The 8,738-nt window shown below is 65.9% G+C and carries 7 protein-coding genes; 4 read left to right on the plus strand and 3 right to left on the minus strand.

Going from position 1 to position 8,738, the window contains the following annotated elements; all coding sequences use genetic code 11:
- The first annotated feature begins 700 nt into the window (after nt 1-700).
- Complete coding sequence (locus MKK53_RS00215; protein WP_243925769.1) at nt 701-1,480, plus strand: SDR family oxidoreductase; 780 nt, start codon at nt 701-703, stop codon at nt 1,478-1,480.
- 448 nt (nt 1,481-1,928) lie between these two features.
- Here the strand turns inward: MKK53_RS00215 and MKK53_RS00220 are convergent, their stop codons facing one another.
- Together MKK53_RS00220 and poxB are read right to left on the minus strand one after the other, a co-directional pair.
- Nucleotides 1,929-3,308, minus strand: coding sequence for an HD-GYP domain-containing protein (locus MKK53_RS00220; protein ID WP_243925781.1), 1,380 nt, complete (start codon nt 3,306-3,308; stop codon nt 1,929-1,931).
- A 249-nt stretch (nt 3,309-3,557) separates the two neighbouring features.
- On the minus strand, nt 3,558-5,285 hold the full coding sequence (gene poxB / locus MKK53_RS00225) for a ubiquinone-dependent pyruvate dehydrogenase (protein ID WP_243925771.1): 1,728 nt from the start codon (nt 5,283-5,285) through the stop codon (nt 3,558-3,560).
- Nucleotides 5,286-5,719: 434 nt separating this feature from the next.
- Here poxB and MKK53_RS00230 point away from each other — a divergent pair, with 434 nt between their 5' ends.
- Entirely contained in the window at nt 5,720-5,857 is a 138-nt protein-coding gene (locus MKK53_RS00230) for a hypothetical protein (protein ID WP_243925773.1), read from the plus strand.
- 361 nt (nt 5,858-6,218) lie between these two features.
- Here MKK53_RS00230 and MKK53_RS00235 read toward each other — a convergent pair whose 3' ends face one another.
- Nucleotides 6,219-6,371, minus strand: coding sequence for a hypothetical protein (locus MKK53_RS00235; RefSeq protein WP_243925775.1), 153 nt, complete (start codon nt 6,369-6,371; stop codon nt 6,219-6,221).
- Between the two features lie 335 nt (nt 6,372-6,706).
- On the opposite strand from MKK53_RS00235, the gene MKK53_RS00240 reads away from it, so the two are divergent.
- Both MKK53_RS00240 and MKK53_RS00245 read left to right on the plus strand, forming a co-directional pair.
- Entirely contained in the window at nt 6,707-7,861 is a 1,155-nt protein-coding gene (locus MKK53_RS00240) for a DUF5681 domain-containing protein (protein WP_243925777.1), read from the plus strand.
- A partial coding sequence (locus tag MKK53_RS00245; RefSeq protein ID WP_243925779.1) for a ParB N-terminal domain-containing protein occupies nt 7,854-8,738 on the plus strand: 885 nt, incomplete at its 3' end. The genes MKK53_RS00240 and MKK53_RS00245, both read left to right, overlap by 8 nt.

The following is an 8,738-nucleotide window of genomic DNA, read 5'->3' on the forward strand; positions in this document are numbered from 1 at the left end:
ACCAGGGCGTAGCCAATACAACAAAGCCCAGACCAAATTAGGAGCGCGCAACCTGCAAGAATATTTGCTATCAACACGTTGGTCGCCCCGGCCATTTTGTAGGGTTGAAGGCCCTGGTCCAATTACATGCCCGCTTCCCACCCCGATGTGAAGTTGCCAAGCGGCTGACGAACGTCCGCTTCGTGGGAATACCGCCAGCACTTCCGACGACCGGGTTGGGTCGAGAGGAGGCCGTCTGCTTTCCCGGCGCCCCTTTGTTCGCTACGCGGCCGACCCCGAGCGTGACCTCGTGATCGCGATGGGGGCCGTCGATAGCCTCGGCAAGGGCGCAGCCGGTCAGGCGGTGCAGAACGCGAACCTCGTCTGTGGTCTGGCAGAGACGACGGGGCTCGACGGCGCACCGGTTTGGCCATGATGAAGGGAAGCCCAGGCAGTTCTTCGATCCGCTCGGCGAGCCCGTGATGTGGGGAAGGGTTAGGACGACCTTGTCGTCTTCGGGCCATCTGCCGTCCGGAAGCAGACCGGCCACTTCCCACCCAACCTGGTCATAGGCTACCGCGTCCTGGACGGCCTTGAAGCCGACATTTCCAGGGTGCCGAATTAGCTTTATGCGGCAGCGGAACCAGAGGGCTGTCCGACCCTGCTGACGTCGCGGACGTCTGACCCACTTGAGATTTTCTATCGGTTCGAGGGAAGAGCGATGGATCTTGGCTTGCGGGGCAAGAAGGCGCTCATCTGCGCGGCGAGCAAGGGACTGGGACGGGGGTGCGCCATGGCGCTCGCCCGCGAAGGCGTCGATCTCGTGATCACGGCGCGGTCGCGCGAGACACTGGAGGAGACGGCGGGTGAGATCCGGCGCGAGACCGGTGTCACGGTCATTGCGGTGACGGGCGACATCGTCACGGCGGAGGGCCGGGAGGCGGCGTTGGCTGCGATGCCAGAGCCGGACATCCTGATCAACAACGCGGGTGGGCCACCGCTGGGCGATTTTCGGGAGTGGGACCGCGATCAGTGGATCGAGGCGCTCGACGCCAATATGCTGACACCCATCCTTCTTATCAAGGCGGTTGTCGACGGGATGATCAGCCGCCGCTTCGGCCGCATCGTGAACATCACCTCAGGAGCTGTGAAGGCACCAATCCCCTCTCTGGGACTTTCGAACGGCGCGCGTTCGGGTCTGACAGGCTTCGTCGCAGGCCTCGCTCGCCAGACTGTCCAGCACAACGTGACGATCAACGGCCTGCTACCCGGCCCCTTCGATACGGACCGGCTCAAGGCGACGGTTTCAGCGAACGCCGCCAAGGCCGGCATGACGGCGGAAGAGTTCCTGAAAGCACGCGCGGCGGAGAACCCGGCCCGCCGCTTCGGCCAGCCCGACGAGTTCGGCCACGCCTGTGCCTTCCTCTGCAGCGCGCATTCCGGCTTCATCACGGGGCAGAACTTGCTCGTCGATGGAGGCGCTTACCCCGGGACTTTCTGAACGTGTGATGAGGCTGCTGACGCCCGGCGCCTCGATGCAGTCGGTCGTGAATTCTTCCGCAGTCCATCTGCAACTTCACAGCACCTCTTCGTGCCATCAGAGGCGTTTCATCACTCGCCCGGTAGCAGCCATTCGGCATCCGACCCGCCACGGCCGTTGACGATCAAACGCCCCGTTCCCGGAAGCGGACGGCGGCGTCAGGTCAGCTACGCGAGTCGATGCATGAAAGCTGCCGAATTCACAGAGAACTCTCACCAAGGCTTGGATCATGCTTCCTTGCGCTCTCGCCAGACTTCACCTGCGACGTCTCAGTTCGTAGTTTCTCGGACGGGCTGCGCGCGGCGATAGTTCGCTCATCGGGAGCTGTCCCGCCGGGCATCGGTCGGATCGGACTCGGAGCCGGCACGGCGGTTCCGGGTTGCCAAACGAAGCTTCGCCGTTCGGCCGCCTAGGCCGCTTGGGCGAGATCCCCCTCGATCGCGACGAGCGCACGCTCCAGCGCAGCGAAACAGATCGGATCGAATGCTGTACCGAGATCCGAGCGCATGATGCTGAGCGCTTTCTCTCGGGGCATGGCGGCCCGGTAGGGCCGGTTGGCCGTCAAGGCGTCGAACACGTCGGCGACCGAGACGATGCGGGTCTCGGGGGCGATCTCGTGATCCCTCAGCCCACGGGGATAGCCCTTGCCGTCGAGCCGCTCGTGATGGCCGCCGCCGATACAGGCCATCTCGTGGAACACTGAGACGCGGGCGAGGATGGTCTCGGACAGCGCTGCATGATTGCGCATGTCCCTCCACTCCGCCTCATCCAGCTTGCCGTTTTTGTCGAGGATGGCGTTCGAGACCCCGAGCTTACCGACGTCGTGCAACAGGGCGGCGCGCTTGAGCCAACGGCGGCGTTCCGCGGTGTAGCCGAGTTCGGCCGCGATCATGTCGGCGTAGACCGCCACGCGCTCCGAATGACCGGAGGTGAAGGGGCTCTTGGCATCGATGATCTGCGCGAACGCTCGGGCGATGTCGTCGAGGTAATCCTCGTCCACGATGATTGGGCTGACCGGCGCCAGTGCGAACACCGCCGCCTCCACCCCGTCTGAGGCCAAGATCTCCCAGAAGCCCGGTTCGGTGGCGACGGCCTCGAAACACGCGACGATCTGGGGATCGAACCATGTCCCCGAGCGCGCCCTCACCTCGGCCACCGCGGCGGCCGGGCCTGCCGCGGTATGGAACACGTCCACCACCTGGGCCAGCAGCGCGACGCGGGCGTAGAGCGGGATCGCCGGGCCCGCGAGCCGATCCGGCCGGCCGGCGCCGTTCCAGTGCTCGTCCAGCGCGTGGATGGCGTCGCAGACGCTCGCGGGAAAGCGGAGCTGCCGGGCGATCTGCGCCCCCCGCTGGCAGCGGGTTTGGATAAGGTCATCGACGATGGCCCCGCCGTTCTGCAAGATGTTGAGCACGGCGCGAAACCGCTCGGCCAGGCCGGCCTTCAGCCCGGTATGGGAGAAGACGAAACCAAGCACCTTCGGCAGGCTGTCGCTGACCGTCTTGAAGTCGCGCTTGAAGCTGAGATCGTCGGACAGATAGAGTTCGCAGATGCGCGCAGCGTTGCTGGAGCAACCCAGGTCCTTCAGCATGACCGTGTGGTAGAGTTCCCACAGCTGCAGGTCCGGCAGGCCCATCTTTCGGCCGATGTGGAAGCCGATCCAGGTTGAGCGCACGCAATGCCCGACCGGCTGACCTTCCGTCAGATCGAGGGCATGGCTGAGCGCACCGAGAACGTCAGCGAGCTGAACCGTCCTCGTTTGCCCTTCGTCACTCGACACAGTCCGCATCGCCGCCGCCCAGCCTTCCATCCCAGCGGCGCGAGCCTGCCAGCCGAACCTCAGCAAAGCATTGCGCGCAGGCGCCCCTGACAGCGATGACGAAAGACCATTTGAGCATAAGGTGAAGCTATGTGGTGAATCGGGGCAAAGGCGGACCTACGTCCGCTGCAGATCATCGGACATCCCTGAGCGAACCGTATCAAATGCCCCCGCGCTGAGCCGCGCGGGATGTCCGGCGGCTTCGGGGCGGGAGGCCGGTCACCGCCAGAGATTGGTCTTGGCGAGGTCGAGGATCTCGGTCCCGCGCCCGTCGATCACCGCACGGGCAAGCCACATCCCGAAGCCCGTGGCCTGCTCGATGCCGATCTTGGGCGGCATCGCGAGTTCCTGGCGGGCCGAGACCACGTCGAGCAGGGCCGGCCCGTCATGGGCGAGCATCTCGCGCATTGCGCCGGGCAGATCGGCCGGGTCCTCGATGCGCCGAGCGAAGAGGCCAGCCCCCCGGGACATGGCGGCGAAGTCGGGGTTCACCAGCGCCACGCCGGTCTCGAGGAAGCCGGCGGCCTTCATCTCCATCTCTACGAAGCCGAGGGTGCCGTTGTTCAGCACCACGATCTTCACCGGCAGCTTGTGCTGGTTGAGGGTGAGCAGGTCGCCCATCAGCATGGCGAAGCCGCCGTCGCCGGAGAAGGACACCACCTGCCGCCCCGGATAGGCCGCCTGCGCGCCGATCGCCTGCGGCAGGGCGTTGGCCATCGAGCCGTGGTTGAGGGATCCGATCAGCCGCCGCCTGCCGTTCATCGCGAGGTAGCGTGCAGCCCAGATCGTCGGCGTGCCGACGTCGAAGGTGAAGACGGCGTCTTCTGCAGCCGCCTCGCTGAGCGTCCGGGCCACGTATTGGGGGTGGATCTTGCCCCCGGGCTTGCCGACCGCCAGAGCGTCGAGGCCGGGGCGGGCCTTGCGGTAGTGGGCGAGGCTGTCATCGAGATGAGCCCGGTCGGTCTTCGGCCGCAGCTTCGGCAGGAGCGCTGTGATCGTGGCGCCGACATCGCCGATCAGGCCGAGATCGATCCGGCAATGGCGCCCGAGGCTTCCGGCCCGCAGATCGACCTGCGCGATCTTGGCCTTCTGCGGGTAGAACTGGCGGTAGGGGAAGCCGGTGCCGAGAAGCAGGAGGGTGTCGCAGTCGAGCATCGCCCGGTAGCCCGAAGAGAACCCGATCAGCCCGGTCATGCCCACGTCGTAGGGGTTGTCCCACTCCACATAATCCTTACCGCCGAGCGCGTGGACCACGGGCGCCTTCAGCGCCTCGGCGAGCTGCAGCAATTCGGCATGGGCCCCGGCGCATCCGCGCCCACAGAGCAGCGTCACCCGGCCGGCTGCGTCGAGCATCCCGGCCAGAGCGTCGAGGTCGGCATCACGGGGCCGCACCACGGCCGGGGACGGCACCAGGGCGCCCGACAGGGCCGGCGCGTCGTCGGGCATGGTCATGAGGCCGACATCGCCGGGGATGACGACCACCGCCACGCCGCGCTCGGCCACGGCAACGCGGATTGCGGTCTCGATCACGCCCGGCAATTGCGCCGGCGAGGAGACCAGCTCGCAATAGTGGCTGCACTCCTGGAACAGGTTCTGCGGGTGGGTCTCCTGGAAGTAGCCTCGTCCGATCTCGGCGGAGGGGATCTGGGCGGCGATGGCCAGGACGGGCACGCGGGAGCGGTGCGCATCGAACAGGCCGTTGATGAGGTGCAGGTTGCCCGGCCCGCAGGAGCCGGCGCAGACCGCGAGCTCGCCGGTCAGGTGGGCCTCGGCCCCGGCCGCGAAGGCAGCACTCTCTTCGTGGCGGGTGTGGATCCAGGCGATCGAGCCGTCCTGGCGCAGGGCTTCGGTCAGCCCGTTGAGGCTATCGCCGACCACGCCGTAGATCCGTTTCACGCCGGCCAGCGCCAGCGCCTGGACGAACAGATCGGCGACCTTCGTGCTCATGGGTGACCTCTTCACTGGCGTGAGGGGTTCGGACCGGCGCCTGTGGCGGATCGGGTCCCGCCGGCCCGTGTTCGGGCCGCAGGTTGGATCGAAGCGCAAGGACTCAGATTGACTGACGTATCTCGCAAACGCCGGACAAGTTCCGGCGTGCCGCCACGCGGAGATGGGTCGTGAATGGTCTCTGCCGTTCCGTCCGCTTCCACGCACCGGACGTCCGGAAGCGGACCGGCCGAAATCCACCCGACAGAGGCGCGCGACGGACCATCGACGCCGGTTGGATCTGGCCGAGCGCGGCTTGCGCGTCCAGTCAGGGACCGTGGCAACGGGCGAACACGCTGAATCTCGATCGAGCCGACTGAAATCCCGAGAAATCCCAGCCAATCCCGGATTATCCCTCCTCGGCCATCTGATCCTGCGCGTTGCAGCAGGATTGCGTGAACAAGGTCCGCGTCGCAGCGCGCGCGGTGGAGTCAGAAGGCTTCCTGCTGGCGGAGGATGCGGCCGTCATCGTCAATGCGGCTGCCGAGAGCCCGGCCGTCGCGCAGAAGGCGCAAGGTATTTCGCCCCGCTGACCGGTGCGCCCCAGGACGATGGCAGGCGACCTCAGCCATGACGAGGCTGGGCTGGCTTGTAGGCGGCTAACGCTCGTCGACGGGGGCGAACTCGCGTCTCGTCATCAAACCGAAACGGTCTCCGGTTGCACACGAGCAGAAATCCCGGAAAACGACCAACGAGGCGGCGAGAACCGCGCCCGTTTTCAGCTCCGGAGAAGGCCGCCAAAAAGCATTCAGAATAGCCGGAGACCCTGCCGGTCGCCGCTAAGTCCTGATCCCGGCAACGATATCGCCGCCGAGCGAAGGACGCTGACTTTTCACCAGGAAGGCCTGGTGGTGCGGGCAGTCAGGCTCGAACCGGTCTCTGGTTCGCGCGCGTTCACGCACGGATCTTCCAGCCGCCGAGCAGGGACCTTTCAAGCATCGAGCAGGGATTTTCTACGCAGCTGGCACGGATCTTTTTGCCGACGCTCAGAGACGCATCCAAAATCAAGGGAATGATTGACGTCGCGACGGCGATGAACCCGCGCATCGCGTCGCCGTCGCCTCGGAGCGCGCCACGCCGGAGTCGATCTAACGGGCGGTACTCGGCCCAGAAGCAGCTCTGAGCTATTCCGCGAACTCAGCCAAAGATCAGAATTGACCTATCACTCAGCCAAAAAACGAGCACAGGGTATATCGGCTGAGGATGAGCTATGACGATGTCAGCCTTCGACCCGTCTTCGGGGTTTTTGGATTGACAAATCTGAGACCCGTTGGCGATATAGCTTTCCAACGGATCAAGCGCCGGGATGCCCGGGGCACTTTCCTACCGCCTGACCCGCACGCGATCCCGCGTGCGTGCTGGCACAGATGGAGAGCGTCCAGATGGCCCGTACTGCGTTTATGCACAAACGCCGACGCCAGGAAGCCGCAGCCGAGATCGAGCGCCTCGGCTCAAATAGCCCAATCAACCATATCCGGAAGGCAACCTTCGGTCTGATCGAGGTTCGGGAGAACGGCAGCGCCAAGAAGAGGTTTCTCCTCGACGTCTACTTCGATAAGACTAGCGAGGATGCGGCGCGCGGCGTGATCAGCGCCATACGTCAACAGACGTGGCTGACCAGATTTCTCATCGACAAGAGTATTTTGCACGAATCCAAGGTGGAAAATCTGGAAATCGCGGCCACAAAACAGAGGCTGGCCCGTGACGCGCTGCTCAGCGATCATGCTCATCTGCAAGCGGCGCATATCTGCTGCAGGATGCTGCCGGAGATCCAGCAGGCGTACGAGGCCCACTATCCCAGCAGCCGTCCGATCCGAACGCTCGTGCCCTTCGAGTGGAAGCGGGAGTTCGACGCCATCAGGCCCGGGGTCGAACGCGCCGCGGCGCGGCAGATGGCGGCGCAGCGGCGTCGGACCGGAGGATCCGAGGTCGGCTACCGCAGGCCGCCGGTGCACACGCGCTGGCAATCCGGCCAGAGCGGCAACCCTTCGGGCGCGGCGCGGGCCACCAGTGATCCCTGGGACGCCCACCGAAAGGCCATGATGAAGCTCATCGGCGTCTCGTCCGGCGGACGCACGCGCAAGGCGACGGCGATCGCCGTGGCGGTCCGGCAGCTGTTCACCGCGGCGATGCACGGCGTGTGCGGGGCACACCAGCAGGTGAGGGAGCTCCTGATCATGCTGGACGGGCTCGGCCTTCTCTCGCCGCCGCCCAAGGCACGGCGTCGGCCTCGCCTCACGGTCGGCCAGAAGGCGGATTTGGCAGCTCGGCAGAAGCACGCGTGGAGTCTCCTGCTGCCGACGGTCAAGACCCGGTTGCTCGAGGAACACCAGCGGGTCTACGGGCCGATCCCGCCGTTCGACACGACGCTGGAGCGCCAGCTCGCGGATCGACCGGTCGCGTCGGCGCCGTCCGCCCAGATCAGGACGCGCTCGCGCCCGTCGGCCCCCGCCGTGACTACGCCGCCGGTCCATCCGCGGCCGCACCCGCCGCGCGCCCGAACACGGACCCGCCTGGGAGGACAGAGCGATGACTAGGAACCTGAAGGCCGCCCTGCTGAAGCGGGATGCCGAGCGCAGGGCCCGAAGGAAGCGGCCGGCTTCCATCCCCAGCCTTACGCCGCCGCCTCGCAACGATCTCATACCGAATCTGTGCATGGTCCGGCGTGATCCCGCGAGCCTTCGCCCTGCGGAGCGGAAGATCCATAAGCTCGATGAGACGCATGTGGCGCAGATCGCGGCCTGCATCGCGACCGTGGGGTTCGTTGATCCCGTCTTGATCGATACGGATGACAGGATTCTCGACGGGGTCAGCCGGGTCGAAGCGGCCAAGCGCCTCGGCCTCGAAACCATCCCGTGCGTGCGGGTGGAGATCACGACGCCGGAGCAATGGGAGCTCATCAGGCTCGGCGTGAACGTGCTCTCGGAGAAGGCGACCTACGACCTCGCGTCCATCGAAGTCATCTTGCGTGAGCTGGTGGTCGCGGGGGCGCCGATCGAGGTCGTCGGGATCGACACCGTGCTGATCGACGCGATCCGGCTCGGGGATGAGGACGATGAGCCCGACCCAGCCGATCTCGTGCCGAACCCAGCCGCGATCGGCGTGACGCGACAGGGCGATGTCTTCGGCTGCGGCGATCACCGGGTCATCTGCGGCGACGCGCGCGAGGCGGCCGACTGGCTGGGCAAGCTCGCGGTTGGACCGGTGCGCCTTGTGCTGACCGATATACCCTACAACGTAGCTATCGCCGGACATGTGACGCGCGGCGATCATCGCGAGTTCGCGATGGCGAGCGGCGAGATGAGCGACGAGCAGTTCGCCTGCTTCAACGACGCCTGGATGAGCCAGGCTGCGGATTGTCTCGTCGATGGCGGGCTGCTGGCGACCTTCATCGACTGGCGGGGATTGAGCGCG

This window comes from Methylobacterium sp. J-076, from assembly GCF_022829405.1.
In the GTDB taxonomy this organism is placed as follows: Bacteria; Pseudomonadota; Alphaproteobacteria; order Rhizobiales; family Beijerinckiaceae; genus Methylobacterium.

What these genes read in the sequence shown, in the direction of transcription:
- MKK53_RS00215 (WP_243925769.1), top strand. Translation starts at nt 701, where the DNA reads ATGGATCTTGGCTTGCGGGGCAAGAAGGCGCTCATCTGCGCGGCGAGC.
- MKK53_RS00220 (WP_243925781.1), bottom strand. Translation starts at nt 3,308, where the DNA reads ATGCGGACTGTGTCGAGTGACGAAGGGCAAACGAGGACGGTTCAGCTC.
- poxB (WP_243925771.1), bottom strand. Translation starts at nt 5,285, where the DNA reads ATGAGCACGAAGGTCGCCGATCTGTTCGTCCAGGCGCTGGCGCTGGCC.
- MKK53_RS00235 (WP_243925775.1), bottom strand. Translation starts at nt 6,371, where the DNA reads ATGCGCGGGTTCATCGCCGTCGCGACGTCAATCATTCCCTTGATTTTG.
- MKK53_RS00240 (WP_243925777.1), top strand. Translation starts at nt 6,707, where the DNA reads ATGGCCCGTACTGCGTTTATGCACAAACGCCGACGCCAGGAAGCCGCA.